Annotated in this window: 27 protein-coding genes; 20 read left to right on the forward strand and 7 right to left on the reverse strand. The window is 66.5% G+C overall.

The genetic code is table 11. The features are described 5' to 3' along the window. Positions 1–239: 239 nt before the first annotated feature. From CSC74_RS07395 to CSC74_RS07435, 9 genes are all read left to right on the forward strand, one after another. On the forward strand, positions 240–872 hold the full coding sequence (locus CSC74_RS07395) for a ParA family protein (RefSeq protein ID WP_162313813.1): 633 nt from the start codon (positions 240–242) through the stop codon (positions 870–872). Positions 873–906: 34 nt separating this feature from the next. Continuing rightward, a complete protein-coding gene (locus tag CSC74_RS07400; protein ID WP_162313814.1) occupies positions 907–1383 on the forward strand; it encodes a SixA phosphatase family protein in 477 nt (158 codons plus the stop codon). 8 nt (positions 1384–1391) lie between these two features. Beyond that, complete coding sequence (locus tag CSC74_RS07405) at positions 1392–1964, forward strand: YceI family protein (protein WP_162313815.1); 573 nt, start codon at positions 1392–1394, stop codon at positions 1962–1964. Next, entirely contained in the window at positions 1961–3931 is a 1971-nt protein-coding gene (locus CSC74_RS07410) for a phospholipase D family protein (protein ID WP_162313816.1), read from the forward strand. The genes CSC74_RS07405 and CSC74_RS07410 overlap by 4 nt, the downstream gene beginning before the upstream one ends. A 219-nt stretch (positions 3932–4150) precedes the next feature. Next, positions 4151–4573, forward strand: a complete 423-nt coding sequence (locus tag CSC74_RS07415) for a hotdog fold thioesterase (protein WP_162313817.1) — start codon at positions 4151–4153, stop codon at positions 4571–4573. A 107-nt stretch (positions 4574–4680) separates the two neighbouring features. Beyond that, positions 4681–5481 (forward strand): lysophospholipid acyltransferase family protein, encoded by an 801-nt coding sequence (locus tag CSC74_RS07420; RefSeq protein WP_162313818.1) that lies wholly within the window; start codon positions 4681–4683, stop codon positions 5479–5481. Between the two features lie 46 nt (positions 5482–5527). Beyond that, positions 5528–6517: a YheT family hydrolase gene (locus tag CSC74_RS07425; RefSeq protein ID WP_162313819.1), complete on the forward strand. Its 990-nt coding sequence runs from the start codon at positions 5528–5530 to the stop codon at positions 6515–6517. Between the two features lie 67 nt (positions 6518–6584). Then, complete coding sequence (locus CSC74_RS07430) at positions 6585–8645, forward strand: tetratricopeptide repeat protein (protein WP_162313820.1); 2061 nt, start codon at positions 6585–6587, stop codon at positions 8643–8645. 39 nt (positions 8646–8684) lie between these two features. Next, positions 8685–9314: a YbhB/YbcL family Raf kinase inhibitor-like protein gene (locus tag CSC74_RS07435; RefSeq protein ID WP_162313821.1), complete on the forward strand. Its 630-nt coding sequence runs from the start codon at positions 8685–8687 to the stop codon at positions 9312–9314. Positions 9315–9383: 69 nt separating this feature from the next. Here the strand turns inward: CSC74_RS07435 and CSC74_RS07440 are convergent, their stop codons facing one another. Further along, positions 9384–10184 (reverse strand): META and DUF4377 domain-containing protein, encoded by an 801-nt coding sequence (locus CSC74_RS07440; RefSeq protein ID WP_162313822.1) that lies wholly within the window; start codon positions 10182–10184, stop codon positions 9384–9386. Positions 10185–10292: 108 nt separating this feature from the next. Continuing rightward, complete coding sequence (locus tag CSC74_RS07445) at positions 10293–11126, reverse strand: undecaprenyl-diphosphate phosphatase (RefSeq protein ID WP_162313823.1); 834 nt, start codon at positions 11124–11126, stop codon at positions 10293–10295. Positions 11127–11506: 380 nt separating this feature from the next. Between CSC74_RS07445 and glnA the strand changes: the two genes are divergently transcribed. The 6 genes from glnA to CSC74_RS07475 all read left to right on the forward strand — a co-directional run bounded on the left by glnA (position 11507) and on the right by CSC74_RS07475 (position 18275). Next, positions 11507–12916, forward strand: a complete 1410-nt coding sequence (gene glnA, locus CSC74_RS07450; protein ID WP_162313824.1) for a type I glutamate--ammonia ligase — start codon at positions 11507–11509, stop codon at positions 12914–12916. A gap of 188 nt (positions 12917–13104) precedes the next feature. Then, positions 13105–13443, forward strand: a complete 339-nt coding sequence (locus CSC74_RS07455) for a P-II family nitrogen regulator (RefSeq protein WP_162313825.1) — start codon at positions 13105–13107, stop codon at positions 13441–13443. Between the two features lie 19 nt (positions 13444–13462). Beyond that, positions 13463–14938 (forward strand): ammonium transporter, encoded by a 1476-nt coding sequence (locus tag CSC74_RS07460; RefSeq protein ID WP_162313826.1) that lies wholly within the window; start codon positions 13463–13465, stop codon positions 14936–14938. Between the two features lie 37 nt (positions 14939–14975). Further along, positions 14976–16058, forward strand: a complete 1083-nt coding sequence (locus tag CSC74_RS07465) for a two-component system sensor histidine kinase NtrB (RefSeq protein WP_162313827.1) — start codon at positions 14976–14978, stop codon at positions 16056–16058. After that, positions 16048–17499: a nitrogen regulation protein NR(I) gene (gene ntrC / locus CSC74_RS07470; protein WP_162313828.1), complete on the forward strand. Its 1452-nt coding sequence runs from the start codon at positions 16048–16050 to the stop codon at positions 17497–17499. Before CSC74_RS07465 ends, ntrC begins: the two co-directional genes overlap by 11 nt. Positions 17500–17720: 221 nt before the next feature. After that, entirely contained in the window at positions 17721–18275 is a 555-nt protein-coding gene (locus CSC74_RS07475; RefSeq protein WP_162313829.1) for a superoxide dismutase family protein, read from the forward strand. A gap of 112 nt (positions 18276–18387) precedes the next feature. Here CSC74_RS07475 and CSC74_RS07480 read toward each other — a convergent pair whose 3' ends face one another. Continuing rightward, the gene (locus CSC74_RS07480) at positions 18388–19320 is read right to left on the reverse strand and encodes a hypothetical protein (protein ID WP_425501440.1); all 933 of its coding nucleotides are present in this window, start codon (positions 19318–19320) and stop codon (positions 18388–18390) included. 108 nt (positions 19321–19428) lie between these two features. Between CSC74_RS07480 and CSC74_RS07485 the strand changes: the two genes are divergently transcribed. Next, complete coding sequence (locus tag CSC74_RS07485; protein ID WP_162313830.1) at positions 19429–20709, forward strand: acetyl-CoA C-acetyltransferase; 1281 nt, start codon at positions 19429–19431, stop codon at positions 20707–20709. Between the two features lie 105 nt (positions 20710–20814). After that, positions 20815–21513 (forward strand): hypothetical protein, encoded by a 699-nt coding sequence (locus CSC74_RS07490; RefSeq protein ID WP_162313831.1) that lies wholly within the window; start codon positions 20815–20817, stop codon positions 21511–21513. Between the two features lie 57 nt (positions 21514–21570). Here CSC74_RS07490 and CSC74_RS07495 read toward each other — a convergent pair whose 3' ends face one another. From CSC74_RS07495 to CSC74_RS07510, 4 genes are read right to left on the reverse strand one after another with little or no spacing between them, the layout of a single operon-like run. Beyond that, positions 21571–22065 (reverse strand): GNAT family N-acetyltransferase, encoded by a 495-nt coding sequence (locus tag CSC74_RS07495; RefSeq protein ID WP_162314251.1) that lies wholly within the window; start codon positions 22063–22065, stop codon positions 21571–21573. 43 nt (positions 22066–22108) lie between these two features. After that, positions 22109–23371: a heme biosynthesis HemY N-terminal domain-containing protein gene (locus CSC74_RS07500; protein ID WP_162313832.1), complete on the reverse strand. Its 1263-nt coding sequence runs from the start codon at positions 23369–23371 to the stop codon at positions 22109–22111. Between the two features lie 10 nt (positions 23372–23381). Further along, the gene (locus tag CSC74_RS07505) at positions 23382–24440 is read right to left on the reverse strand and encodes a uroporphyrinogen-III C-methyltransferase (RefSeq protein ID WP_162313833.1); all 1059 of its coding nucleotides are present in this window, start codon (positions 24438–24440) and stop codon (positions 23382–23384) included. Positions 24441–24482: 42 nt separating this feature from the next. Further along, the gene (locus CSC74_RS07510; protein ID WP_162313834.1) at positions 24483–25241 is read right to left on the reverse strand and encodes a uroporphyrinogen-III synthase; all 759 of its coding nucleotides are present in this window, start codon (positions 25239–25241) and stop codon (positions 24483–24485) included. Between the two features lie 73 nt (positions 25242–25314). Between CSC74_RS07510 and CSC74_RS07515 the strand changes: the two genes are divergently transcribed. The 3 genes from CSC74_RS07515 (at position 25315) to CSC74_RS07525 (ending at position 26853) form a co-directional block, all read left to right on the forward strand. Continuing rightward, complete coding sequence (locus tag CSC74_RS07515; RefSeq protein WP_246193044.1) at positions 25315–25755, forward strand: YiiD C-terminal domain-containing protein; 441 nt, start codon at positions 25315–25317, stop codon at positions 25753–25755. A 34-nt stretch (positions 25756–25789) separates the two neighbouring features. Next, a complete protein-coding gene (locus CSC74_RS07520; protein WP_162313836.1) occupies positions 25790–26221 on the forward strand; it encodes a hypothetical protein in 432 nt (143 codons plus the stop codon). Between the two features lie 197 nt (positions 26222–26418). Next, a complete protein-coding gene (locus tag CSC74_RS07525) occupies positions 26419–26853 on the forward strand; it encodes a rhodanese-like domain-containing protein (protein ID WP_162313837.1) in 435 nt (144 codons plus the stop codon). The last annotated feature ends 54 nt before the right edge of the window (positions 26854–26907 follow it).

Below are 26907 nucleotides of genomic sequence, written 5' to 3' on the forward strand. Positions count from 1 at the left end.
GCAGCGCGCACGATAGCAAAGGGCGAGGGGTGAGGAACGAGGAACGAGGAGTGAGGAACGAGGAGTGGGGAGTGGGGAGTGGGGACGAGAATGGGTTCCGGGCTGGTCGCTGGCTGGGGCTGAGGAAATTTGCCGTCCTCTTCACTCGTTCCTCGTTCCTAACCCCTCGTTCCTCGCTCCTTGCCTCTCCCCCCGCTCCCCGGTGTACCCTGCCGGTTCCCCGGTAACGAGGCGTGCGCATGAAGACGATTCTGGTCGCCAGCTCCAAGGGCGGTGCGGGCAAGAGCACATTGGCTACCAATCTGGCCGCGCATTTCGCGCTGGAAGGCAAGCGCACCGTGCTGGTGGATGCCGATCCCCAGCATTCCTCCAGCCGCTGGGCCGAGCGCCGCGCCGAACTGGAAAGCGCGGTGCTGCCGATCGACGCCAGCCGGAAACGGGCCTGGCGCACCTCGCTGCCGGAAGACGCCGAACGCGTGGTGATCGATGCGCCGGCCGGCTCGATGGCCGAGGATCTCGAGCATTTCATCGAACATGCCGACGCGATCGTGGTTCCGGTGCTGCCCTCGGCAATGGACATCGAAGCCACCGTTGGTTTCCTCAACTCCCTGTCCAAGGTGCCGCGCGTGCATAAGCGCAAGCTGCCGGTGGGCCTGGTGGTCAACCGCAGCAAGCCGTGGACCAACACTTCCCAGCAGGCCGTGGAAATGCTCAAGACCTGGCCGTATCCGGTGGTCGCGCAATTGCGCGATACCCAGGCCTATGTAGTCCTGGCCGGCCTCGGCCGCAGCCTGTTCGATTACCGCTCGGCGCAGGTCCGCGATCACCAGGCCGACTGGGATCCCCTGCTGAAATGGGTCAAGAAAGCCTGAGCCCGGCATTGGGCCTGCGAACTGAAGGGACGCCATGCGTGAATTGATCCTGCTGCGCCATGCGCATGCCGAACCTGCAGCCGCAGGCGAGCCGGACCTGGACCGGCCGTTGTCGGCCGAAGGCCTGGCCGAAGCCGAAGCCGCCGGCCGCTGGCTCGCCGCCCAGGGCCTGGTCCCGGACCGGGTGCTGTGTTCGCCGGCACGGCGTGCGCGCGAAACCCTGGAGGCGGTGCTGGGCACGATCGGCTATGTCGAGCAGCGCCTGGAGGATTCCATCTACGAAGCCACCCCCGGGATCCTCGCGGAACTGGTCGACGCCAGCCGCGAGACCGAGCGGCTGTTGCTGGTCGGCCACAATCCGGGGCTGGAACGGCTCGCCGCGCTGATGCACAGCGGCCAGTCCGGCGACTACCGCGGCATGCCGACTTCCTCGGTGGTGGTCTTGAAGTTGCCGATGGAGGCGACCATCGAGCCGGGTATCGCCACCCTTTCCGCCTTCTGGTGGCCGTGACTCCCGCAATGTCCGCTGGCAAGCGTTGGGGATTGTGCGGTCTGTTGCTGCTGTATCTGTGGCCCGCGTTCGCGGACACGGCCGAAACCTTCGATCCGGCGGCGTCGCGCTTCGGGTTCGAGTTGCGCACGCGCTGGGGCATGAAACTGGAAGGCGTGTTCCCGCGTTACGAAGGCGAAGTGAGGCATCTGGCCGATGGCCGCCACCAGGTGGTCCTGCGCATGTTCACCCAATCGGTCGAGATCGTCGACCATCCCCGCTATACCGAGTGGACCCGCAGCTCCCGGTTCTTCGAGGCCGAGCGCTATCCGGTGGTGGCGTTCGTGTCCCGGCCCTACGACCCGGAAATGCTCAGGCGGGGCGGGCCGTTGGCCGGCGAGCTCAGCATCCGCGGCATCACCCGGCCGAAGACGCTGACGGTGGCGCCGTCCACCTGCGCGCGCCCGGCGCTCGATTGCGACGTGGTCGCGACCGGGGCGGTGCGACGCAGCGACTACGACATGGATGACTGGATGATGGCGATCAGCGACCGGGTGGTGTTCGTGCTGCGCGCGCGGCTGAAGCCCGAGGACGCGCCTTGAATCCGCTGTCGCGCCTGCTGGTGCTGTCGCTGGCCCTGCTCTGCGGCGCCTGCGTCAGCCTGTCCGGCACCCAGCGCAACCGGGCCGCGTCCATCGCCCACGCCGCGCGCTCGCAGGTCATCGACTGCAATGCGGCCGATGCCTGCGCGCAGGCATCGGCCTTGCGCGCGTTGGGCGATCGCGCGCAGGCCGAATCGACCGCGCAGGCGCCACGCCACTATGCGCTGATCCTGGACCGCGGCCAGGATGCGCTGCTGGCGCGCCTCAACCTGATCCGCAGCGCGCGCAGCCGCATCGACCTGCAGACCTATATCTTCGACACCGACGACAGCGCGCGCCTGGTGCTGGACGAACTGCTGGCCGCGGCCCGGCGCGGAGTGCAGGTGCGGTTGCTGATCGACCAGCTCTCGGCGATCCCCGACCTGCGCATCCTCGCCGCGCTGTCCGGGGCGCACAAGGATTTGCAGATCCGCATCTACAACCCCAGCTTCGGCAAGGCCAAGCTCAATTATTTCGACTATGCCGGCAGCGTGCTGTGCTGCTTCCGCCGCTTCAACCAGCGCATGCACACCAAGCTGATCCTGATCGACGATGCGGTCGGCATCACCGGTGGACGCAATTATCAGGACGACTATTACGACTGGGATGCGGAATACAATTTCCGCGATCGCGATGTGCTGGTGGCGGGGCCGGCCGCGCGGGAAATGGCGGCCAACTTCGAAGCGTTCTGGAGCGCGCGCCGCAGCGTGCCGGTGGAACGCCTGAACGACGTCGGTCGCAAGCTGCTCAAGGAGGGCGTGCCGAGCATGCCGCCGGCGGATTTCCTGCGCCCCGACCGGGTGGCGGCGATATCGGCCGAGGCCAGCGATGACGAGCGGGTGCGCGAACGCCTGGTCCAGCCGGCGATGGCGGTGGGCATGGTGAAATACGTCGCCGATCTGCCGCAGAAACATCGACGGGAACGCCCGGATGGGGCGGCCCCGGCGGTGCCGGAACTGAAAGCGCTGATCGATGGCGCGCAAGCGGAAGTGCTGATCCAGACTCCTTACCTGGTGATGTCCGATGCGGCCCAGGATCTGTTCAGGGCGTTGCACCAGCGCAAGCCGCCGCCGCAGGTGATCGTCTCCACCAACAGCCTGGCCGCGACCGACAACGCGGTCGTGTACTCGATGTCGTTCAAGTACAAGCGCCGCTACCTGCGCGAGTTCGGCTTCCGCATCTACGAGTACAAACCTTTCCCGGAGGATGCGCCGGTCGACTATGCCGCGCTGATGCCCGATGGCCCGCCGCTGGCGGTGAAGGATGAAGACGGTTTTCGCGGCCCATCCGGTTCGCTCGGCCCGTCTTCGGGATCGACGGATGCGAAGAACAGGAGGGATATGAGGGAGAGGAGAGGTGCGAGGGGCACCACCCGCCGCTTGCAGCGCACCGAATCGCGACCCTCGTTCCTCAGCAGCGGCGCCGCCACCAGGCTGCTGCCGCTCAAGCGCGCCGGCGTTCGCCTGGGCCTGCATGCCAAGTCGATGGTGATCGATAACCGGATCGGCGTGATCGGCACGCACAACTTCGATCCGCGCTCGGAGAACTACAACACCGAGAGCGCGGTGATCATCGACGATCCGGCCTTCGCCCAGGCCCTGGCCGCCAGCATCCGCCACGACATCGCGCCGGAGAATTCCTGGGTGATCGCGCCGCGGGCCAAGCCGCCGGTGCTGTCGGGGCTCGATTACAGCCTGGGCAAGGTCTCCGAGGCGTTGCCGCTGTTCGACCTGTGGCCATGGCGCTACGCCACCAGCTACGAATTCAAGCCCGGACCCGACTGCCCGGTACCGGTCGCGGCCAACGACCCCGCCTTCCATCGCTGTTACCAGGCGGTCGGTGACTTCCCTGAAGTCAATGTCGGCCCGAAGTGGCTGTACACGCGGTTGTTGACCGCATTCGGGGCTGGGCTGGTTCCGATTCTGTAGCCTCTCTGGAAGTTGGTGGTTGGAGGCAAAAGCGTGCGGCTTCGTTTCTTGCTTTTGCCTCCTTTGGGAGAGTGAGGAAGCAAAACCAGACTCTCGCCGCTCTCGTTCCTCGTTCCTCGTTCCTCGTTCCTCACTCCTCACTCCTCGTTCCTCACTCCTCGTTCCTCACTCCTCACTCCTCGTTCCTCACTCCTCACTCCTCACTCCAAAGGCTCCCCCATGGCTTTCCGCACTCCAGTCGATATCGACGCCATCAACACCCGCGCCCGCGGTTCGCTGGTCGAAAACCTGGGCATCCGCATCACCGAAGCCGGCGACGACTGGTTGCGCGGGACCATGCCGGTGGATGCGCGGACCAGGCAGCCTTATGGATTGCTGCATGGCGGCGCCTCGGTCGCGCTGGCCGAAACCCTGGGCAGCATGGCCGGCAACCTGTGCGTGGACAATGCGAAGGAAATGGTCGTCGGTCTGGAGATCAACGCCAATCACCTGCGTGCCGCACGCGAGGGCGTCGTCACCGGCACCGCCCGCGCGATCCATGTCGGCCGCAGCACCCAGGTGTGGGAAATCCGCATCGAGAACGAAGCCGGCAAGCCGGTGTGCATCTCGCGGATCACCCTGGCGGTGGTGCCGGTGGGGTGAGAGGTTCGGCTTCCCGCTCACGGCCACCGGCTTTCACAGTGAAGACGGCAGTTATTCAGGCCATCCTTTAGTGGCGCAACTCCAGACCCATCCGGTATCGTGCGCGGATGACTTTCCCCCTGCCTCACGCCAGCTCCGGCGGCGGACTGGGGCGCGCGTTCCGCTACCTGTATCGCGTTCCCCTGCTGCTCCTCCACATCGTCGTGCTGCTGCCGCTGGTGCTGCTGAGCATGGTGCCGCTGTGGTCGGGCCTGCGCGTGGGCGGGCTGCGCATCGAGCACCTGGCCGTCAAGCTGTGGTCGGCGGGGTTGATGCGGATCTTCGGTTTCCGCCTGCGCCGGATCGGTACGCCGTTGCCGGATCCGGTGATGTTCGTGGCCAACCATGTCAGCTGGGTGGACATCGAGATGCTGCATAGCCAGCGCATGATGGGTTTCGTGGCCAAGCAGGAAATCCGCGGCTGGCCGCTGGTGGGCTGGCTGGCGGCGCGCGGCGAGACCATCTTCCACCAGCGCGGCAGCCAGGAATCGATGGGCGGGGTGATGCACGCGATGCTGGCGCGCCTGCAGGACGGGCGCCCGGTCGGCGTGTTCCCCGAAGGACGCACGCGCGATGGCGTTGAAGTGGGCCCGTTCCATGCGCGGATCTTCCAGCCGGCGGTGGAAGCGGGCGTGCCGGTGCAACCGGTCGCGCTGCGCTACGGCCCGCGCGGCAATGCGCAGACGGTGGTGGCGTTCGGGCCCCGCGAAAGTTTCTTCGCCAATTTCATGCGCTTGCTCGGCGAACCCGCGCGCATTGCCGATGTGTGTTTCCTGGCCCCGATCGCGGCCGGCGAGCTGGAAGGCCGCAGCAAGATCGCCGAACTGTCGCGCGAGCGGATCCTTGCCGCGATGGGCGCCGACGCCTGATGGCGATCGGCGCGACATTCCATTCCCCGGGAGCACGTGGCGCCCCATGCTGACTGCCGCCGACTACCAGCCGCCGAAATGGCTGCACAACCCGCACCTGCAGTCGGTGCTGAGTTCCAGCGGCCTGCGCCGCCGCCGCGGCCTGCGCGCGCTCAACGCCACCGGCGCGGTGACCACCGAACATATCTTCGATGGCGGCGACGGCGTGCGCCTGCAGGGCTGGCACAGCGCGGTGCCCGGCAGGACCGGCAGCGGCCTGGCCCTGCTGCTGCACGGCTGGGAAGGCAGCACCGAATCCAGCTACATGCGCATGACCGCCGCGCGCCTGCTTGAGGGCGGTTTCGAAGTGGTGCGGCTGAACTTCCGCGACCACGGCAACACCCATCATCTCAACCAGGAAATCTTCCACTCCAACCGGCTGGACGAAGTGGTGAATGCGGCCGGCGACGTCGCCCGCCGTTTTCCCAACCGACCGTTCGTGGCGGCCGGCTATTCGCTGGGCGGCAACTTCGTCCTGCGCCTGGCCCTGCGCGCGCCGCAGGCCGGGCTGCCGTTGCTGCGGGTGGCCGCGGTGTGCCCGGTGCTGGATCCTTCGGCCTCGCTGATGGGCATGGAGGAAGGCCTGCCGCTGTATCACTGGTATTTCCAGCGCAAGTGGCGGCATTCGCTGGAGCGCAAGCGCGAGCTGTTCCCCGAACGCCACAACTACGACGACGAGACGCTGGCCAAGAGCGTGCGCGAATTGACCCGCTGGATGGTCGAGCGGCATACCGACTTCGGCACCATCGATGCGTACTTCGAAGGCTATTCCATCGCCGGCAACCGGCTGGCGGGGCTGGCCGTGCCGGCCGACATCCTCATGGCCGAGGACGACCCGGTCATTCCCTTCGCCGATTTCCAGGCCTGGCAGTTGCCGGCATCGGCCCATCTGGAGACCGCGCGCTGGGGCGGACATTGCGGTTTCATCGAGAACGCGGCCTGCGACGGCTTCGGCGAGCGCTGGGTGACCGGGCGCCTGCTGATGGCGGGCGCCTGAGCCCGGCAAGGCGCGGGTCCATAAAGACGCGAGGCTACAATGGGAGTTTGATCCGGCACTCCTTCCCATGTACGACAACCTCATCGAGGCCCTGCGCCGCAACGCGACCGACGAAGCCCTGAGCACCGCGCGCGCGCTGGTGGCCACGCATCCGCAAGACCCGCAGGCGCATCGCTGGCTGGCCGTGGCCCTGCAGCAGAATGGCGAGGCCGAAGCGGCCCTGGCCAGCATCAATCAGGCGATCGCATTGGCGCCCGAAGACGCCGGCCTGCATGTCGCCCATGCCGGCCTGCTGGTGGGCACGCGCCAGAATGAGGCGGCCCGGTCGGCGCTGGCCCAGGCCAGCGGACTGGATCCCAACCAGTTCGACGCCTACGCCATGCAGGCGCAACTGGCCCTTGGCCGCGGCGATCTGGACGAGGCCGAGCGGCTCAGCCGATTGGCGGCCCGGGTCGCGCCCGAACATCCGCAACTGGCCGCGATCGACGGCATGCTGGCCCTGCGCCGCGGCAAGGGCGACGATGCGCTGAAGCTCGTGTCCGCTGCCTTGCAGCGCGAGCCCGAAGACATCCAGCTGCGTTACGCGCTCGGCTTCATTTACATGGAAAAGGGTCTTTGGGCCTTCGCCGAACAGGCGTTCCGTGGTGTCCTGGAGAAAACCCCGGCAGCGGCGACCCTGCGGCCCCTGATCGCCGAACTGATGCGCCGGCAGGGACGTCCTGCCGAGGCAGCCGAGGAACTGGCGCCGTTGTTGGGCGAGGACGCAAACCCGGCGTTGCGCCGCTTCGCCGGGCAACTGCGTCTGGCCGCCGGCCAGCCGGGACAGGCCCTGCCCTTGCTGCTGCAGGTATTGGCGCAGCTGCCGGACGACCGCGGCACGCTGGCGGCGCTGGTCGAGGCCGGCCGGGTCCCCGCACTGCATGCACAGGTCCGCGATGCTCTGGAAGCGGCGCTGGCCACCCACCCGCAAGCCGTCGAACTATGGCAGGCGAGGCTGGCGATAGAGCCGCTGGGCGAAGCCGGGCGCGAGCTGCTCGAGCGCTGGGTGGCGCAGATGCCCGGTTCCACCGTGCCCCTGGCGGCGCAGATGGGCCTGCATGCGAGGCTGGGCGAAAGCGTCGCCGCCGAAACGCTGGCCCATCGCATCCTGGGACTGGACCCGGACCAGGGTGAGGCCCAGGTCTATGTGCTAGACAAACTGCTGGTCAAGGATCCGCGGGCAGCGATCGAGCGGATCGAAGAATGGAGCGCACGCGCCACGCAGCCGGCGCGACAACAGGCCCTGCTCGGTTGGCTCGGGCAGGCCCAGGATCGCGCCGGCCTGCGCGGGGAAGCTCTGGCGACCTGGACCCGGTTCCACGCCAATGCCGCACCTTCGCGCACGCCCCTGCCCCCGACCAGCGCGCCGCCCAGGCAGTGGCCCGCGCTAGGCGAGATGCCGCCGCAGCCGGCGATGACCATGTTCCTGTGGGGCGCGCCGGGCTCGGGGGTCGAGCGTCTGGCCGCGGTGATGGCAACGGCCGCGGAACCTTTCCGTGGCGATCGTTTCGGGGCGACGCCTCCGCGCGACGGCCTGCAGGATTATGCGGTGGTCGATGCCCTGGTTTCGGGACGTGTTTCCGGTGAAGCCGTGATCAGGCAGTGGCGCGAAACCTTGCCGGTGCGCGGTGTCGCCAATGGCCACGTGTTCGACTGGCTGCCGTGGTGGGACAACTCCTTGCTAATGGCGCTGCGTCCGCATGTGCGCGAAGGCATGTTGATGATCGCGCTGCGCGATCCGCGCGACATGCTGCTGGAATGGCTGGCCTTCGGTACGGCGATGCCGTTCGCGATGCCAGCGCCGCAACGCGCGGCCGGCTGGCTGGCCATCGCGTTGAACCAGGTCGCCAGCTTGGTCGAGGAACAGTGGTATCCCAATCGCGTGGTGCGGACTGACCTGATCGAAAACGACCCGCAAGCCGCCGCCGATGCGCTTTCCGAAGCGATGAAACTCAAATGGCCGGCGCCGGCTTCGACCGGCCCGTTGCGATTCCCGGCCGGGCATTGGCGCGAATATGCGCAGGTGCTCGCGGAGCCGTTCGCCTTGCTCACCCCGGTTGCGGTGCGCCTGGGTTATCCCGAAAACTGATACGACCGCAATATCGCTCTCCACCACGAGGAACCCGGCATGCGTCTCTGGAGCGACAGTTTCGACAACGCAACCCCGATTCCGGCCGAATTCGCCATGGGCCAGGCCGATGGCTTCGCCGGCAACCGCAATCCGCACCTGGCCTGGGACGAGGTGCCGGAAGGCACCAGATCCTTCGCGCTGCTGTGCATCGATCCGGATGCGCCGACGGTGGCGGAAACGGTCGGTCGCGATGATCTGGAGATTCCGGTCGAGCAGCCGCGTGGCGATTTCATCCACTGGACGATGGTCGATATCGCCGCGGACGCGCGCGCCATCGCGGCGGGAAGTTGCAGCGATGGCATCACCGTGAAGGGGAAGCGGAGCCCGCCGGGCCCACCGGGCTCACGCCAGGGTTTGAACGACTACACCGGCTGGTTCGCCGGCGACGCGGACATGGGCGGCGATTACTTCGGTTACGACGGCCCGTACCCGCCGTTCAACGACCTGCGCATGCATCGTTATTTCTTCCGCCTGTTCGCGCTGGACGTGCAGAAGCTCGATTTACCGCAGCGCTTCACCGCATCCGATGTGTTCCGGGCCATGCACCAGCATGTGTTGGCGGAAGCCTCGGTATACGGAGCGTATTCGTTGAACGCCAAGGCCTGGGCTGGACAACGGTTGGCGTAGGAGCGACGTGAATCGCGAAGCCATCGATCAGTCGCGACTCACGTCGCTCCTGCGCACGCAACAACCGGATTACCGCTTCACGATTTCGGATTCCACCACCATGTCCAGTTCGTAGGCCAGCGAGCTGCCATCGGCCGGCGGGTTCTTGATCGTGTAGCGCTTCACCCGCAACACATTGCGGATGCCGGGCTCGTGCGCGTAGCCCTCGATGTCCTGGTAGAAATTACCGAACGCGCTATCGGTACCGGTCTTGACGCCCTTGTCGTCGTATTCGAGCTCGCGTACCTGCAGGCACTGCTTGTCGGGGACCATGGGATGGCTGCAGGCCCTGGTCTGCGCGGCCACTTCCAGGAACACGGTTTCGCCGGGGCCGCCATAGCGGGTTTCGGCGGTGGGTTCGCCAGTGAAGGTGAGCACGTCGCCGCTGGCGGTGGTCAGGGTCAGCGTGTCGGCCGACTGCGCGAATTTCAAGCTGCCCTCCAGGCGCTTGCCGACTTCCTGGTCCAGGGCCATCAGTCCGGCATCGGTGCAGGCCATCATGGTCGAGGCCATGCGATCGAAGGTCAGTTCATCGCCGGCGACCGAGTACGACCCGCCCATGCGGTTGCAGGTGTTGCCCACCCCCACGCGCCCGTCGACGAAATCCAGTTGCACCGGCTTGTCCGCATCGACGAACAGCGCATCGATGCGCTGGCCTTGCGCGTTCTTCGCATCGGTCAGGCGCCAGTGGTTCGCGGACAGCGCAGGCGCATCGGTTGGAGCGGTGGCCGCTGGCGTTTCTGCGGCAGGCGTCGTCGCCGGTTCGCCTTGCGGCGGCTTGGCGCAGGCGGCCAGTGCGAATGGCAGTGCGAGAATCAGGTAGCGTTTCATTTCATTCTCCTTTGGCGGATTCGAACAAGCGCATCGACGTAGGAGCGACGTGAGTCGCGAATTCATGGCTCTTCGCGACTCACGCCGCTCCTACGTGCCGCAGAGGGATCAACTGCCGGCCGGCACCAGCAACAACAATGCCGCACCCAGCACGAAGCGATACACGGCGAACGCGGTGAAGCGGTGGCTCTGGATATAGGTCAACAACCATTTCACCGCGATGAAGGCGGTGATGGCCGAGGCGATGAAGGCGACCGAAAACGCCGCCCAGTCCTCGTTGGCCGCTTCGCCCGATTGCAGCACGTCGATCAGTTCGTAGCCGGTGGCCGCGAACATGGTGGGAATGCCGACCAGGAACGCGAATTCGGTGGCCGCCGCGCGGTTGGTGGTGCCGAACAGCAACGCCACGAAGATCGTCGCCGCCGAGCGCGAAGTGCCGGGGAACACGCCGGCCAGCACCTGGGCGACGCCGACCAGGATCGCCACCGTCCAGGTGATGGTGCTGCGTTCGCCCAGTGCCAGCGCGCGCCGGCCGGCGAAATATTCCGCCGCGATCATCCACACGCCGCCCAGGACCAGCGCCCAGGCGACCGGCGCCACCTGTTCCGGCAATTCGAAACCGAGCTTCTTGACCGCGATGCCGAGCACCGCGGTGACGCCGAAGGCGACCACCAGCTTGTAGGCGTAATCGCGCGGCTCCTGGCCATGCACCGATGTCTTCTGGTCCGGGCGCAGGAAGCACGTGGCCAGTTGCCACAACCGCTCCCGGTAGATCAGCACCACCGCCAGGATCGCGCCGGCCTGGATGCCGATGTTGAACAGGTCGCTGCGATGGCCCAGCCAGCGTTCGGCGATCAGCAGATGGCCGGTGCTGGAGATCGGCAGGAATTCGGTGATGCCTTCGATGATGCCGAGGAGCAGGGCGTTGAGCAGGTCGGTCATGGGGGTGAGTGCGGATTCTTGGATGAAGGTGGGGAAAGGCCGGGGCGGGCATTTTGCCCGTCATCCCGGCGAACGCTGGGATCCATCTTGACCCTGCCTTCGAGTCTCAGCTCGGCATCGAGCCAAAGCCAAGGGCAAAGTCAAAGTGGATCCCAGCGTTCGCTGGGATGACGAATCGAACGCCTTTGTACACAGAAGAATAGTGAATTAGTAACGCACTAAGTCAGTGCGTAAATAAAACAAAATCCCCGAATTGGTGCAATCGTGATAAAAATACAGTGCTGTATTCCTTCAGAATCAATCAGTTGCGCGAACTGAAACCTTGGCATGCAGCTTGCGATAGTCAGACCACTCACTTCCACACACCCCGGGGTTCCAACATGTCTGCGGACAAAGTCGCAAAGCTGATCCAGGACCACAAGGTCGAGTTCGTCGACCTGCGTTTCACCGACCCGCGTGGCGTGCAGCATCACGTCACCTTTCCGGCCCACATCGTCGACGAGTCGCTGTTCGAGGACGGGCGCATGTTCGATGGCAGCTCGATCGCCGGCTGGAAGGGCATCAACGAATCGGACATGGTCCTGCTGCCCGACGCCAGCACCGCCGTACTCGATCCGTTCACCGCCGATCCCACCCTCAACCTGATCTGCGACATCCTCGAGCCGGCCACCATGCAGGGCTACTCGCGCTGCCCGCGCGGCATCGCCAAGCGCGCCGAGGCCTTCCTCAAGTCCAGCGGCATCGCCGAACAGGCGTTCTTCGGTCCGGAGCCGGAATTCTTCATCTTCGATTCGGTGCGCTACGCCAACGACATGGGCAACACCTTCTTCAAGATCGAGTCCGAGGAAGCGGCCTGGAACAGCGGCACCAAGTACGAAGGCGGCAACACCGGCTACCGGCCGGGGGTGAAGGGCGGCTACTTCCCGGTCGCCCCGTCCGACACCCTGCACGACATCCGCTCGGAGATGTGCAAGACCCTGGAGCAGGCCGGCATCGAAGTCGAAGTGCACCACCACGAAGTGGCCAACGCCGGCCAGTGCGAAATCGGCACCAAGTTCAACTCGCTGGTGAAGAAGGCCGACGAGCTGATGACCATGAAATACATCATCAAGAACGTCGCCCACCGCAACGGCAAGACCGCGACCTTCATGCCCAAGCCCATCGTCGGCGACAACGGCAGCGGCATGCATGTGCACCAGTCGCTGGCCAAGGGCGGGGTCAACCTGTTCACCGGCGACGGCTACGGCGGCCTGTCGCAGGTGGCGTTGTGGTACATCGGCGGCATCTTCAAGCACGCCCGCGCCATCAACGCCTTCGCCAATGCCGGCACCAACAGCTACAAGCGCCTGGTCCCGGGCTTCGAGGCGCCGGTGATGCTGGCCTACTCGGCCAGCAACCGCTCGGCTTCTTGCCGCATCCCCTGGGTGTCCAACCCGAAGGCGCGGCGCATCGAAATGCGCTTCCCCGACCCGACCCAGTCCGGCTATCTGACCTTCACCGCGCTGATGATGGCCGGCCTGGACGGGATCAAGAACCAGATCGACCCGGGCGCGCCCAGCGACAAGGACCTGTACGACCTGCCGCCCGAAGAGGAAAAGAACATCCCGCAGGTCTGCTCCAGCCTGGACCAGGCCCTGGACGCGCTGGATGCCGACCGCGAATTCCTCAAGGCCGGCGGAGTGATGAGCGACGACTTCATCGACAGCTACATCGCGTTGAAGATGCAGGAGGTCACCAAGTTCCGCGCGGCGACCCATCCGCTGGAATACCAGCTGTACTACGGCATCTGATCCCACCCGCGACGGCAGCCCGCAAGGCTGCCGTCGCGCTTTCCGCTCCACTGTTCCCAGGCAAAGGCAGCACGCAAGAACGCAGAAACCGCAGCTCCCTCTCCCACGTCGTAGTGCGGTTTCTGTTTTGTGTCACGAAACCCGCCGGTCGTTTCCAGGCCGGTTCCATCCACACACGGGGAATGCGCATGAAACTGATCACCGCCATCATCCGGCCGTTCAAGCTCGACGAGGTCCGAGAATCCTTGTCGCAAGCGGGCGTGTCCGGCATCACCGTCACCGAAGTCAAAGGCTTCGGCCGGCAGAAGGGCCATACCGAGTTGTACCGGGGCGCCGAGTACGTCGTCGATTTCCTGCCCAAGATCAAGGTCGAGACGGTCGTCACCGACGAGCGCCTCGAGACCGTGATCGAGGCCATCCAGCAGGCCGCCGGCACCGGCAAGATCGGCGACGGCAAGATCTTCGTCACCGCCATCGACCAGGTCATCCGCATCCGCACCGGCGAAGTCGGCGCGGACGCAATCTAACCCCACTCGGAGCCCCCACATGAAGACTCGTCTTTTCTCCGGGTGGAAAGCCCGGTTGCAAGTGATGTGCCTGGCAGCGCTCTGCTGCGTGGCGTTGGGAACGGGTTTCGGCGCGATGGCGCAGGAAACCTCGACACCTGCGGCAGAAATCGCGACGGCACCGGCCGATCCCGTTGCCATCGCTCCTGCCGAGGCAACACCTGCAGGTACGGAAGCAGCAGCCACCACGGCTGCCGAAACACCAGCCGCCACCGAACCCGAACCCATCGTCGAAAAAGGCGACGTGGCCTGGATGCTGACCTCCACGCTGCTGGTGCTGTTGATGACGGTCCCGGGCCTGGCCTTGTTCTACGGCGGCATGGTGCGTTCGAAGAACGTGCTCTCCGTGCTGATCCAGGTCATCACCGTGTTCTCGCTGATTTCCATCCTCTGGGTGATCTACGGCTACAGCCTGGCGTTCTCGGGCGAAGGCCCCTGGGTCGGCAACCTGGACAAGCTGTTGCTGAAAGGCGTGACCGTGGAATCGCTGGCGGCCACGTTCACCGCCGGGGTCAGCCTGCCGGAATACGTGTTCGTGGTATTCCAGCTGACCTTCGCCGGCATCACCGGCGCGCTGATCGTCGGCGCTTTCGCCGAACGCGCCAGGTTCGCCGGGGTGCTGCTGTTCTCGGTGATCTGGTTCACTTTCGGCTACCTGCCGTTGGCGCACATGGTGTGGGCAGCGGGTGGCTACCTGTTCGAGAAGGGCGCACTCGACTTCGCCGGCGGCACCGTGGTCCACATCAACGCCGGCGTCGCCGGCCTGGTGGGTTCCTACTTCGTCGGCAAGCGCGTCGGCTTCGGGCGCGAGGCGATCAAGCCGCACAACGTCACCCTGACCTTCGTCGGTGCGGCGCTGTTGTGGGTGGGCTGGTTCGGCTTCAATGCCGGCTCCAACCTGGAAGCCAATGCGGGCGCGGCGCTGGCGTTCCTCAACACCATGCTCGCTACCGCCGCGGCGATCCTGGCCTGGGCGCTCACCGAGAAGTTCACCAAGGGCAAGGTCTCGGCGCTGGGCGTCGCTTCCGGTGCGGTGGCGGGCCTGGTCGGGATCACTCCGGCCTGCGGCACCGTGGGTCCGTTCGGCGCGATCGCCATCGGCCTGGCGGTCGGGGTCATCTGCGTCTGGGGCGTCACCGGCCTGAAGCGGTTGCTGGGCGCGGACGACAGCCTGGACGTGTTCGGCGTGCACGGCATCGGCGGTATCGTCGGCGCCCTGCTCACCGGCGTGTTCAGTGCGGCCTCGCTGGGCGGCGCCAAGGGCGACGACTACAACATCGCCCATCAGGTCGGCATCCAGGCATTGGGCGTCGGCGTGACCATCGTCTGGATCGGCGCGGTCTCGATCGTGGCCTTCCTGGTCGCAAGGCTGGTCTTCGGTCTGCGGGTCGCGGAAGAAGCCGAGCGCGAAGGTCTGGACATCACCTCGCACGGCGAATCGGCCTACGAGGCCTGATGGCATGGCCGGGGCGGCCTTGCACTAAACTGGTGCAATGTCGCCCCAGGCCCTCAACGAACCCACCACCGACGTGCTCAGCACGGCGGTGGCGTGGACGGATGCCGACGGCAACCTGCTCGGCGTCAACCCCGCCTTCGCCCGCTGGCTGGGAGTCAGCGCACGACGCCTGCTGGGGCAGCCGTTGGCGGCATTGGAAATGGACGGCGATGCCATGACGCGACTGTTCCAGAAAAAGCCGGCGCACGACCGCGATCGCGACGTGCTGCGCCTGCAGCGCATGGTCCTGGGCCTGCCCGGCGAATCGCAGCGTTTCGCCGAGGGCTGGCTGTCGCCGCTGGATGACGGTGGCTGGCTGCTGGAGGCGCACCCGGTCGACGAATTCCCGGCGCTGGATCCGGCCCAGGTATTGCCCAGCGCACTGGGCGCGGCGCTGAAAGGCCTGGCCCACGAACTGCGCAATCCACTGGCCGGGCTCAAGGGCGCGGCGCAACTGTTGGCGCGGCGCGCCTTGCACCGCGACGACAACGAGGACGAACGCGAACTGATCGGCTTGATCGAATCGGAGATCGAGCGCCTCAACGGCCTGCTCGACCAACTGCTCTCGCCTGCGCCGCAGCGACCGCATACCGCGCTCAACATCCACGTCGTGCTGGAACGCGTGTTGCGCCTGGCCGAAACCGAAGGCGGCTGGTCGGTGCGGGTGCAGCGCGACTACGATCCCAGCATTCCCGAATTCCCCGGCGACGCCGATCGCATGACCCAGGCGGTGTGGAACCTGGTCCGCAATGCGATCCAGGCCGGCGCCGCCAGCATCACCCTGCGTACCCGCGTCGAGCACAGCGTGCGCGTCCACGACCATCTGCATGCGATGGCCTTGCGCGTGGAGATCGTCGACGACGGCCGCGGCGTGCCCGAGGAGCTGGCCGAACACCTGTTCCTGCCGCTGGTCAGCGGCCGCGCCGAAGGCAGCGGGCTGGGCCTGGCCCTGGCGCAGCAGGTGGTTCGCGAACACCGCGGTTCGCTGACTTACCGTTCACGCCCGGGGCATACCGTGTTCACCCTGCTGTTGCCGCAACCGGAAGAGCAGCGTCTGGAGGAGCCGCGCCATGTCAATTGACCCAGCCTCCTTCGCCCCCGCGGCGCCGAACACGCAACGCATCTGGGTGGTGGACGACGACCGCTCGGTGCGTTTCGTGCTGGCCACCGCATTGCGCGATGCCGGTTATGCGGTCGATGGCTTCGACAGCGCGGCTTCGGCCCTGGACGCACTCGATACGCGCGATGCGCCCGATCTGCTGTTCACCGACGTGCGCATGCCGGGCGATGATGGGCTGGTGTTGCTGGACAAGCTGAAGCTGGCGCATCCGCAGTTGCCGGTGATAGTGATGTCGGCCTACACCGATGTGGCCAGCACCGCAGGAGCGTTCCGCGGCGGCGCGCACGAATTCCTGTCCAAACCCTTCGATCTGGACGATGCCGTTGCCCTGGCCGCGCGCACGCTGCCCGATGCCGGCGCCAATCTCGTGCAGGAACAATCCTCCGGACTGCCGGAATCCAGCGCGGGAAGCGCCGGACTGATCGGCGACACCCCGGCGATGCGCGCGTTGTTCCGCGCCATCGGCCGCCTCGCCCAGGCGCCGCTGTCGGTATTGATCACCGGCGAAACCGGCACCGGCAAGGAGCTGGTCGCGCATGCGCTGCATCGGGAATCGCCGCGCGCGCGCAAGCCGTTCATCGCCCTCAACACCGCCGCGATCCCGTCCGAACTATTGGAAAGCGAACTGTTCGGACATGAAGCAGGCGCCTTCACCGGCGCCCAGCGCCGCCATGTCGGACGTTTCGAGCAGGCAGATGGCGGCACCCTGTTCCTCGATGAAATCGGCGACATGCCGCTGCCGTTGCAGACGCGGTTGCTGCGGGTGCTGGCCGAAGGCGAATTCTTCCGGGTCGGCGGCCGCGAACTGATCCGGGTGGACGTGCGCGTGATCGCCGCCACCCACCAGGACCTGGAAGCATTGGTCGCCGAAGGCCGCTTCCGCGCCGACCTGCTGCATCGCCTCGATGTGGTCCGCCTGCAGTTGCCGCCCTTGCGCGAACGCCGTGGCGATGTCGCCCGATTGGCGGAAAATTTCCTCGCCATCGCTTCGCGCAAGCTCGACGCGACGGCCAAGCGTTTCGCCGCGCCCGCACTGGAAGCATTGCGCCTGCACGACTGGCCCGGCAACGTGCGCGAACTGGAAAACGTGTGCTGGCGCCTGGCGGCGATGGCGCCGGGCGAAACCATCACCGTTTTCGACCTGCAGGGCGCGCTGTCGACCATGGCGACGCCGGCTGCGCGCGGCATGGAATGGGACCAGGCCCTGGCCGCGTGGGCGAAAGCCCGGCTGGAAGAAGGCGCCGAAGGCCTGCACGCCGAGGCGCGCGAACGCCTCGATCGCGCCTTGCTGGAAGTCGCATTGCAGTTCACCCAAGGCAGACGCGCGGAAGCGGCGAGCAGGCTCGGTGTCGGTCGCAATACGGTGACGCGCAAGCTGGGGCCGGGCCGCAAGCGCAGCTAGTGGAAGCGGCTTCAATGTGGGAGCGGCGTAAGCCGCGAGCTCCTGAGTTTGCTCTGTGGCCAGACTTCTTTATGCCGAGCGGCAGGAGCAAAGCAAAGAAAGTCAAAAGCTCGCGGCTGAAGCCGCTCCCACAGGAAAGCCGCCCCACGTGCCGGTCCGTTTCATCGCATCTGAACCGGAATGCAGGTACGGTTCACCTGAATCATCATTGGAGCAAGCCCATGCGCATCGCCTTGATGGCCATCGCCACCACTATTTTCCTCAGTGCCTGCGGCACCACGCCCGAGCCCAAGAGCGCCGCCGCTCCCGCACAAAGCACCGCCAGGCAAGCCGTCGTCAACCTGGCGTCCGCTTCCGGCAGCCTGGTCAGCGGCAAGGTCACGGTGATGCCGATGGCCGATGGCGTGCATCTCACCGGCACCGTCGGCGGCCTGCCGGCCAACAGCACGCACGGCTTCCACATCCACGAGAAGGGCGATTGCAGCGCAGCCGATGCCAGCAGCGCGGGCCCGCACTTCAATCCGGCCGCCGCCCCGCATGGCAAGGCCGAATCGGGCGCCCATCATGCCGGCGACATGGACAACGTGGTCGCCAATGCCGAAGGCGTGGTCAACCTCGACGTCCACGTCAGTGGTGTGACCTTGGGCGGCGGCGCGGCCAACGACATCGCCGGCCGCGCCCTGGTCGTGCATGCGGCGCCGGACGATTACACCAGCCAGCCCGCGGGCAACGCCGGCGCACGCATAGCCTGCGGCGTGATCACCGTCACCCAATAGCAATCCTGCAGGAGCGCGTAGGAGCGAGTAGGAGCGACGTAAGTCGCGAAAGCCTTCATGTTGGGCTTTCATTCGCGACTTGCGTCGCTCCTGCTCGCATCCAGTCGCGGCTTCAGCCTTCCAGCGACTCGCGCGCGTCGGCGGTGGCCGGGCAGTGGGCGAAGGTCACCGCGATGCCATGCGCCTCCAGCACCGCGGCGAACTGGCGTTGCCGTGCCTGGAAGTATTCGTAGGCGCGTTCGAGTTCCTGCACGTCGCTGGTCGCCGCCGGGTTGGTAGCCGCCTGTCCATTGCGTTGCTGCCAGGCGCCCGGATCCAGCAGCGCGATCTGTACTTCGCCGCTCGCGTAACGCAGCAGCGGCTCGGGCGGGGCGTCCAGCCATTCCTCTTCGTCCGGCGCCAGCAGCGCGGTCTCGATCACCGGCCATAGCGGTTGCAGACCCTGGTGCTGGTACTGCATGGCCATGATCGCGGTCAGGTCGTGCACGGTCAGGTAGCGTGCGTGTTCGATCCGCGCGCCGAAGCTTTCCTGCGCCAGCAAGGCGGTGTCGGCAGCGGCCATGCCGCGGTCCAGCAGCACTTCTTCGAAGTTTTCCTGCAGCGCCCGCACCGTTTCCGCTGGTCCGCTGAGCAGGAACGGCAGTACCCGCATCTGTCCGCCATGCAATCCGGGATCGGCGGCCAGGGGCAATGGCACCACGCCTTCGCGGTCCGCACCGAATGCGATCACCCTTGGTCCCTGTTCACGGCCCGGCGCGCGTTGGCGCAATTCGTCCAGCCGCCGGTGCAATGGCCAACCCGGGCGCAGGACCTCGGCGGGGTCGAAATGGGCGGCGGCGAAGACCAGGTCCAGCGCGCTGGCGCCGGGCACCAGCTTGTCCAGGTCGCGGGCCAGCAGTTCCACCAGTCGGCCCGCCTGTTCCTGGGGCAGCGCGGCGCAGGTGGGCACGCTGCCGCCGGACAGCTCCAGCGCGAACACTCCCATCACATGCATGCTCATCACATGCGCATCCGTCACATGAACACCGGATTCTGATTGGCTCATGGTCTTCCGTTTCTAGGTTGGCCCGGTGCCGGGTCGGCATTACACTTCAGTATTATGCCCGCCGTACGTTGCGGGCCGAGCATCCCGCCTTCACTCGCGAGGTTCCCCATGTCAGCACCCCGTCCCGTCGCCATCCTCGGTGGCGTCCGCATTCCTTTCTGTCGCCAGAACACGGCCTATGCGGATGTCGGCAACCTGGGCATGTCGGTGCGGACTCTCGGCGCGCTGGTGGAACGCTTCGGACTGCATGGCCAGCAACTGGGCGAAGTGGCGATGGGCGCGGTGATCAAGCATTCCAGCGACTGGAACCTGGGCCGCGAAGCCGCGCTCTCGTCCGGCCTGTCGCCGCTGACCCCGGGCATCACCCTGCAGCGCGCCTGCGGCACCAGCCTGGATTCGATCATCCACATCGGCAACAAGATCGCGCTGGGCCAGATCGACTCCGGCATCGGCGGCGGTTCCGACACCACGTCCGAAGTGCCGATCGTGTACGGCAGGAAATTGCGCGCGCGCCTGCTCGCGGCCAACCGCGCCAAGAGCACAGGCGACAAGTTGAAGACGCTGGTCAAGGGTTTCAAGTTCAGCGAATTGAAGCCCGAGTTTCCCGGCGTGGCCGAGCCGCGCACCGGCAAGAGCATGGGCGACCACTGCGAGGACATGGCCAAGGAGTGGAGCATCTCGCGCGATTCGCAGGACGAACTCGCGGTCGCCTCGCACCACAAGCTGGCCGCGGCCTACGAGCGCGGCTTCTTCGACGGCCTGATCGCTCCGTTCCGCGGGGTCGAGCGCGACAACATCCTGCGCCCGGACACTTCGCTGGAAAAACTGGCGACGCTGAAGCCGGCGTTCGACAAGACTTCCGGCCGCGGCACCCTGACCGCGGCCAATTCCACTCCGCTGACCGATGGCGCCGCCGCGGTGCTGCTGGCCAGCGACGAGTGGGCGCAGGCGCATGGCCACGAACCGCTGGCCTACCTGCGCGATGCGCAATCGGCGGCGGTGGACTTCGTGCATGGCGAAGGCCTGCTGATGGCGCCGACCATCGCCGTGCCGCAAATGCTCAAGCGCCATGGTTTGAGTCTGCAGGATTTCGACCTCTACGAGATCCATGAAGCCTTCGCCGCGCAGGTGCTGTGCACGCTGCGCGCGTGGGAGAGCGAGGACTACTGCAGGAATCGCCTCGGCCTGGACGCGCCGCTGGGCAAGATCGATCCGGCGAAGATGAATCCGAACGGTTCTTCGCTGGCCACCGGCCATCCGTTCGCCGCCACCGGCGCACGCATCGTCGCCACCGTGGCCAAGGAACTGAAGCAGCGCGGCGGCGGCCGCGCACTGGTGTCCATCTGCACCGCCGGCGGCATGGGCGTGGTGGCGATCATCGAACGCTGAGGAATAATTCCACGGGCCCTCCCGCGAATGTGGTGACTACGAAGCGCTTGCGCAGGAAGCGGTTTTAAGCAACGGTCGCACGTCGATATGGCCGGGCGATTCCTGATGAGCGAGCAGAACCAGTTCTTCCGTTGGTTGTACCGGCTACTCGCCCTCGGGGGGCTGGGCCTGCTGCTGGTCATCGCCTACGCGATCATCGCGGGCGAACTCTCCAGCCGTCGATGGCAGCACCGCAACACCGTCGCCGTGCAGCAGCCCACGGCGGATGGCCAGAAGAAGGTGGAGGAACTGCGTTTCGGCGACCTGGAGCTGATCCGTGGTTCCGCGATCCGCATGATCAAGGTGGAATCGGAAGTCGATCGCGGCAAGCGCCTAGGATTGTCGTCCGGAGGGTATGGGTGGAATTTCCGCACCCGCAACCTCGTCTTCGTGCAGCCGGGCAGCAGCAGCCCGGCGCGCTGGTTGTTCAAGGGCGACGGCCAATACCTCAGCGACATCGATCAACTTTGCATTTGCAGGGACGGAGTGAAGAGTCCGGCCCTGGCACTCTATTTCGAGATCGCCCAAGGCGACGGATCCGGGCGTCCCGAAGGCGTAAGCCCGGCGGTGACGCATGCAGACGGCAGCGGTTACGCGACCTTGGGCAAGCCGGTGGCGCGCGTGCTGGACAAGGACGTGAGCGAGGACGGCAAGACGCTCGGGTTGCTGGTCGAAGACCAGGGGAAGCTGGTGTATCGGCAGTTCTCGCTAGAAACCTTCGCGCCGTTGCAGGAGCAATTGGTGACGCAATTGCAGCGCGAATGACGGCGTACGTCGCCTGACACAACCGTGCCGTGCAGCGGGTTCGGCTTGAATGAACTGTCAGGTGTCTTGCGGTTGCAGGAACCTGTACATGACATACGCATCGACAAGACCAAGTTGCCCGTGCCTGAAGGCTTTTGGCAGCGTGCCGGCAATAGTGAATCCCAGCTTCTTGTACAACTCGACAGCCGGGGCATTGGAGCTCACGACATAGTTGAACTGCATTGCCAGGAAACCATCGCTCTGAGCCTGGGCAAGGCTGTGCTGGACAAGGGCGCGGCCAATGCCTCTGCCTTGGGCGGCAGGGCGCACTAGGTAGGTAGCGCTTGCAACGTGAGCCCCGAGGCCGGGGTAATTGGCGCCGAACTTGTACATGCCAAGCACGTCGGATCCAGCGGCAGCAACGTACGAGGTTTGAGCGCCGAACCAGTGCGATTGAAATGTCCCGCGATCGAAGTCATCGGGGAACGGTAGAGCATCGCCAGCGGCAATGACGGACTGGAAGATGTCCCACATTGCATCAAGATCGGCGGCCGTTGCTTGTCGGATTTCCATGATGGTTGGAAGAGAACTGACCATGGGCCGAGCCTGCCTGAACTCAGCCACGCAGTCGCGGCACACCGTGTTCGTCGCGTTCCTCGATCACGGCCTCATCGAAGATCTTCTGCTTGAGGTCGCGGCCGGGCAATTCGACCGTCGCTTCGCCGCGCCTGGCATTCAATGCATTGGCGTAGCTGCGGCGCGCGAGTTCTTCCTGGCCGGCGGCGGCGAAGCCGTGGCCGAGTTCTTCCCAGGCCTCGGCGCTGGCGCCCTGGGCCAGTGCGCGATGCAGGAATTCCTGCGCCTGCGGCCACTGGCCTTGTTGGCGCGCCAGCTGCGCCAGCGTGACCAGCAATGCCGGACTGGCGGGATGCGTCTGCAGCCAGCGCTGCGCGCTGGCGCGACGCGAATCGAGCTTGCCGATCGGCAGGCGACCGTACAACGCGACCAACGATTCGTCCCAGCGGACGTCGATCGCCTGTTCCAGGCTGTGCGCGGCGGCATCGTCCCAACGCAGCGCGGCGGCGCGTTCGGCGTAGGCGGAGACGATGGTCGCATCGGTACGCAGCGGCTTGGGCATGGTTTCCCAGCGCTCGGCCAGCACGTTGGCGTCGCCGGCTTCGTGCAGGGCCTGCGCGGCCAGTTGCGATTCGAGTGCGGCTTGATCGGAGGGCGACAGCGCCTGCTGCTGCTTCAGCGAGCCGAGCAGGCCATAGGCCTCGCCAGCGCGACCGCTCGCGGCCATGGCCTGCGCGCGCAAGGCGACTCCGCGCGGCGGCAACGGTTGCGCGGCGGGCGAATCGAGCGCGAGCAAGGCCTCGACCGGGTTCTGCCGGGCCATGGCGCGCTCGGCCATGGCCAGTGCGTGCGCGGAAGGGTTGAGCGACGCGAGTGCGGAAAGGTGGCTCTGCACGGCCGTCTCATCGCCGCGCGCATCGGCGGCGCGCACGGCCGCGGTGCGGGCGATGGTACCCACCTCATCGTCTTCCGCCGCGCGTTGCAGCAGTTTTTCGGCGCGCAGCCAGTGGCCGCCATGCAGCGCTTCCAGTCCCTCGGTCAGGCGTGCGCGCGATTGCTTGCGGCGATAGCGATCCCAGGCATGGAACGGCAGGGTCAGCAATTTCCATGCCAGCCACAGCAACAGGAAGCAGGCGGCGACGGCGAGCAGGGCGCCGGGCAGGCTTGCGCTGAGGTCATAGCCGCCAGCGCGCACGAACACTTCGCCCAGGTCGCGCGCGCTGTCCCGTGCCAGCCATTGCGCGCCGAACACGCCGGCGGCGAGCAACAACAGCAACGCGATGGTGGTGCGGAAAACCTTCATGGTTTCACCTTCATCGTTCCACCTTCAGGCCGGGCGCGGGCAGGCTGGACGCGGGCAATCGTGGACCGACCGTGATGACCGGGTGCGGAAGGGAGACGCCGGCGTTGCGCAGCAAGCGCAGTTGTTCCAGCGTGCTGCCGAGGATCGGCTGCGCCGGCCGCAACGACGCGCTGCGCAAGCTCTTCAGTTCGGCACGTTGCAGGCGCAATGCGGGCGAATCCGGCCACAGCCGCATCAGCCAGGTTTCGATACGGGCGATCGAAGCGCGGAACGCTGCGGCGTCGTCGCGCTCCAGCGCGGCCCGGGCCAGGCCCAGTTCGATCTGCAGCGCCGCTTCGCCCGCGGCACGCTCGGTCGGTGCGATGACGGTATCGCCCTGGGTCCGCCTGACTTCCACCAGTGGCGAAAGCGCACGCTGCCAGGCCGGGCGATCGGCGACGTGCGTCTCCGGCGTTCGTTGCGGAAGTTTGCCGAGGGCCACGGCGAAGCCGTCCAGCCGTGCGCGAATGGCGGCATGCGGGCCGTTGCCCAGTGCGTCGAGCAGTGCGCGCTCCTGGGCCAGCGCCTGACGCAGGTTGAGCAGGCGCGGATCGTCCACGCCCTGGAGCACGCCGTCGGCCAGCGTGTAGGCGCGGCGCGCGCCTTCCACGTCGTTGGCGACGGTCAGGCGCTGTTGCGCCTGGCTCAGCAACAGCTCCACTTCGTCCAGGCGCAGGGCCTGGGCACCGTGGCGGGTGGGGTCGGCGAGTTTGGAAACGCTGTCTTCCAGCAACGCGCCGCGCTGGCTCAGGCCCAGCACTTCATCGCGCAGCACGCGATTGGTGGCCGCCGCGTCCTGGATCCGCTGGGTCTGCGCGCGCTGGTCGCGGCGCAGGGCCTCGATCCGCTGTTCCATCGCAGCCATGCGCTGCTCGACACCGGTGGCGGCCGCCTGGATGCGGTTTTCCCGTGCCTGCCATGCCGCCCAGCCGCGCCACGCCACGAACCCCAGAAACAGCACCACAAGTAGCAGCGCGATCGATCCGGTGCGGCCGCGTTTGCGGGTGGAAGGAGTTGTTTCTTCGGTCACGCCAGCGTCCTTGTCCAGAATCAGCCACTTGCATTGCGAATGCTAACGGAAGCGGCGCGCCATGGCGGCAAGTAATTGGTGTGGGCGCGGCCCTTCGGCCAGTTCCACTTCAGCAAAGCCCGCTTCGCGCGCGATCCGCTGCAATCGCTCGCTTGCCGCCACCGCCGGCGCGGCGCGCAACCGCGCCAGCAGGTCCGTCGGCATCTGCGCCAGCACGTGCCGCAACGCGCCTTCGCTGGACAAGGCAAGCAGCGCCGGCGCCTGCAATGCGCGCAGCTTGCGCAGTGCCGGGGCCGACAATGCGATCGGTTCGCGCGCATACACGTCCGCGCGCAGGAGTCGCGCGCCGCGCTCGCGCAAGCTGGCCGCCAGCAAATCACGGCCTTCCGGCGCGGTCACCAGCCCGACGTCGAGGCCGGCGAGCTCCTGCAGCGCCGGCAGCTCCAGCAGGCCCTCGCTGTCCATGCGCGCCGGCGATTGGACGCAATCCACGCCCGCGCGCCGCAGCGCCCGTGCGGTGCCGCTGCCGACCGCGATCCAGGCCTGGCCGGGCCGGGGGCGGAATTCCAGCAAGGCCGCGGCAGCGCGTACCGCCGCGGGACTGGTGAACAACACCCGATGCGCGTCCAGCGCGATGCGCAACGCAGCACACGCGGCATCGTCGGTGCGCAGCCGCAGTTTCCACGGCGACAACGCGATCAGGCGCGCTCCATGCGCCGCGGCGGCACGCCGCAACGAGGCATGCTCGCCCTGGGGGCGCAAGGAGATGACGTACCATCCGGGCGGTTCGGTGAAAGCCATGGGGAGATGATCGCAGATGGAAGTTGTTTCAAAGGAGCCTGGTTCAAAGGAGGCCGCAGCAAGGGAGAGCGCGTTGGAAACCCTGCGCGACTACACCCGCAGCCTGCCGCCGCTCGCTGCGATCCAGGCCCGGATCACGGCCTACGACGGGCATCGCCTGGGCCTGGCCGCGCCGTTGGCGGCGAATGTGAACGACAAGGGCAGCGCCTTCGGCGGCAGCATGACTTCGCTGATGACCTATGCCGGCTGGGGCCTGGTCACCCTGCAATTGCAACAGGCGGGGGTGCGGGCCGACGTGTTCGTCGCCGACAGCAAGGTGCGCTACCTCAAGCCGCTGTATGCGGACTTGCGGGCCGAAGCGATGCTGGCGCCGGAGCAATCCTGGGAACTGTTCCTGGCCACGCTGGCCCAGCGAGGACGCGCCCGCATCCACCTGCAGGCCCGCATGATCGGGACCGAAGGTGAAATCATGGCCGACCTGGCGGGCCGCTACGTGGCTATTGCGAAAGGGTAGGATGCAGCGCTTGCAATAAGAAGAGGGCGGACGGATGCGCAGAGGACTGAACCTGTTGGCGGTGTTGATGCTGGCGCTGTTGCTGGTGGCGGCGCCGGCCAATGCCTTCGGCAAGCGCAAGAAGAGCAGCCAGCTGGACACGGTGCAGACGGCCTATGCCACGGCCATCCGCTGGGGCGAATTCGAGCAGGCCTGGCAACTAGTGGACCCGGCCTATCGCGAGGCGCACCCGATGACCGAACTGGCTTTCGAGCGCTACAAGCAGATCGAGATTTCCGGTTATACCGAGCGGGGCAGCGTCGCCGGCGAGGACGGCAGCGTGGTCCGCAATATCGAATTGCGGGTGATCAACCGGCACACCATGGCCGAGCGCAGCCTGCGCTATCGCGAACAATGGCGCTGGGACCCGGAAGCCAGGCGCTGGTGGATGGTGCTGGGATTGCCCGATCTGTGGAACGGGGAATAGGGCGGGAGGACAGGATCGCCCCTTTGGCGAGGGCTAATTGGGGTTTGCTCCTGATTCCCCCTCAGCTCCGTTACAGAGAGAGACAAAGCGCAAGACACCTCCCTCACTGCTTGTTCCTCGTTCCTCCCTTCTAGTTCCTCCTCCCCTCTCCCGCCTATGCGACAATCGCGGCCCGTTTTACAGCCGCCCCCCATCCCGTGAATTTCGAACAACTGCAGGCGTTCGCCAGCTCCTCGCCCATGCTGTCGCTGGCCCTGGCCGGATTGACCATCGCCCTTGTCGTCACCGAAGTCGCGCACCTGTTCCGCGGCTACAAGGCCTTGCGTCCGGCCGACCTGACCACGCTGATCAATCGCGACAACGCCCTGGTGGTGGACCTGTCGGCCAGCGGCGACTTCGAGAAAGGCCATATCGCCGGCAGCCGCAATGTCGCCCCCAGCCAGTTCGACCCGGAAAACAAATTGCTGGCTGCCGCCAAACAGCTGCCGGTGGTCGTGGTCTGCCGCAACGGCCAGGCTTCGGCCGCCGCCGCCAAGCGCCTGAAGAAGGCCGGCTTCGAACAGGTGTCGTGGCTCGACGGCGGCATCGCCGCCTGGCAGCAGGCCGATCTGCCGCTGGTCAAGGGTCGCTGAGAACGAAGCTGCTGCACCGGCGCCGCGCCCTTGAACCCGGGCCGGCGCGTCGCC

The organism is Pseudoxanthomonas yeongjuensis (assembly GCF_010093345.1).
Classification (GTDB): Bacteria; Pseudomonadota; Gammaproteobacteria; order Xanthomonadales; family Xanthomonadaceae; genus Pseudoxanthomonas_A; species Pseudoxanthomonas_A yeongjuensis.

Bases quoted from the DNA above. Each gene is read 5' to 3' on its own strand.
- CSC74_RS07485 (WP_162313830.1), top strand. From the start codon at position 19,429: ATGTCAGCACCCCGTCCCGTCGCCATCCTCGGTGGCGTCCGCATTCCT.
- CSC74_RS07490 (WP_162313831.1), top strand. From the start codon at position 20,815: ATGAGCGAGCAGAACCAGTTCTTCCGTTGGTTGTACCGGCTACTCGCC.
- CSC74_RS07460 (WP_162313826.1), top strand. From the start codon at position 13,463: ATGAAGACTCGTCTTTTCTCCGGGTGGAAAGCCCGGTTGCAAGTGATG.
- CSC74_RS07425 (WP_162313819.1), top strand. From the start codon at position 5,528: ATGCTGACTGCCGCCGACTACCAGCCGCCGAAATGGCTGCACAACCCG.
- CSC74_RS07480 (WP_425501440.1), bottom strand. From the start codon at position 19,320: ATGAGCCAATCAGAATCCGGTGTTCATGTGACGGATGCGCATGTGATG.
- CSC74_RS07415 (WP_162313817.1), top strand. From the start codon at position 4,151: ATGGCTTTCCGCACTCCAGTCGATATCGACGCCATCAACACCCGCGCC.
- glnA (WP_162313824.1), top strand. From the start codon at position 11,507: ATGTCTGCGGACAAAGTCGCAAAGCTGATCCAGGACCACAAGGTCGAG.
- ntrC (WP_162313828.1), top strand. From the start codon at position 16,048: ATGTCAATTGACCCAGCCTCCTTCGCCCCCGCGGCGCCGAACACGCAA.
- CSC74_RS07395 (WP_162313813.1), top strand. From the start codon at position 240: ATGAAGACGATTCTGGTCGCCAGCTCCAAGGGCGGTGCGGGCAAGAGC.
- CSC74_RS07420 (WP_162313818.1), top strand. From the start codon at position 4,681: ATGACTTTCCCCCTGCCTCACGCCAGCTCCGGCGGCGGACTGGGGCGC.
- CSC74_RS07495 (WP_162314251.1), bottom strand. From the start codon at position 22,065: ATGGAAATCCGACAAGCAACGGCCGCCGATCTTGATGCAATGTGGGAC.
- CSC74_RS07465 (WP_162313827.1), top strand. From the start codon at position 14,976: ATGTCGCCCCAGGCCCTCAACGAACCCACCACCGACGTGCTCAGCACG.
- CSC74_RS07475 (WP_162313829.1), top strand. From the start codon at position 17,721: ATGCGCATCGCCTTGATGGCCATCGCCACCACTATTTTCCTCAGTGCC.
- CSC74_RS07520 (WP_162313836.1), top strand. From the start codon at position 25,790: ATGCGCAGAGGACTGAACCTGTTGGCGGTGTTGATGCTGGCGCTGTTG.
- CSC74_RS07500 (WP_162313832.1), bottom strand. From the start codon at position 23,371: ATGAAGGTTTTCCGCACCACCATCGCGTTGCTGTTGTTGCTCGCCGCC.
- CSC74_RS07455 (WP_162313825.1), top strand. From the start codon at position 13,105: ATGAAACTGATCACCGCCATCATCCGGCCGTTCAAGCTCGACGAGGTC.
- CSC74_RS07445 (WP_162313823.1), bottom strand. From the start codon at position 11,126: ATGACCGACCTGCTCAACGCCCTGCTCCTCGGCATCATCGAAGGCATC.
- CSC74_RS07400 (WP_162313814.1), top strand. From the start codon at position 907: ATGCGTGAATTGATCCTGCTGCGCCATGCGCATGCCGAACCTGCAGCC.
- CSC74_RS07405 (WP_162313815.1), top strand. From the start codon at position 1,392: ATGTCCGCTGGCAAGCGTTGGGGATTGTGCGGTCTGTTGCTGCTGTAT.
- CSC74_RS07430 (WP_162313820.1), top strand. From the start codon at position 6,585: ATGTACGACAACCTCATCGAGGCCCTGCGCCGCAACGCGACCGACGAA.
- CSC74_RS07510 (WP_162313834.1), bottom strand. From the start codon at position 25,241: ATGGCTTTCACCGAACCGCCCGGATGGTACGTCATCTCCTTGCGCCCC.
- CSC74_RS07435 (WP_162313821.1), top strand. From the start codon at position 8,685: ATGCGTCTCTGGAGCGACAGTTTCGACAACGCAACCCCGATTCCGGCC.
- CSC74_RS07440 (WP_162313822.1), bottom strand. From the start codon at position 10,184: ATGAAACGCTACCTGATTCTCGCACTGCCATTCGCACTGGCCGCCTGC.